1 protein-coding gene is annotated in these 461 nt (G+C 66.6%); it reads right to left on the bottom strand.

Annotated elements, in window-relative coordinates; all coding sequences use genetic code 11:
* Positions 1-461 (bottom strand): toxic anion resistance protein (locus tag G3I71_RS47250; protein WP_203733149.1); only part of this gene is annotated, 461 nt, incomplete at both ends.

Raw genomic sequence — 461 nt, 5'->3', positions numbered from 1 at the left:
TCGCGGCCTGCTGCTGGATCGTCACCGACTGCTCGCGCAGCATCTTCGACGTCGACGCGATCATGTTCGACGTCGTGGTGTTGAGCGCCGAGATCTGGTCGAGCACGAGCTTCTGGTTGTTGAGGGCCTGCGCGACCAGCACCGCGGTGCGCAGGGCCGCGACGGTCGTGGTCGTCGCGCGGTCGACGCCCTTGATGAGCTCGACGTTGTTCTTGATGATGATGTCGATCGCGAGGTAGCCCTGGATCGACACCGCGAGCTGCGTGAGCAGGTCCTGGTGCTTCTGCCGCACGTAGAACAGCACGTCCTCGCGCAGCGCCCGCGCACGCTCGGGGTCGGTCGCCTCGGCCTGCGCGATCTTCGCGGAGAGCTGCGCGTCGAGCGCGCTCGCGACGTAGATGTACTGGTTGAGCCGGCCCATGGTGTCCCACAGGTGCTGCTTCTCGAGGTTGAGCGCCGCG

The sequence above is a fragment of the Streptomyces sp. SID12501 genome, from assembly GCF_010550245.1.
In the GTDB taxonomy this organism is placed as follows: Bacteria; Actinomycetota; Actinomycetes; order Streptomycetales; family Streptomycetaceae; genus Streptomyces.
Note: the sequence above shows the minus strand (reverse complement) of the source record. Positions and strands in the feature narration are given on the sequence as shown.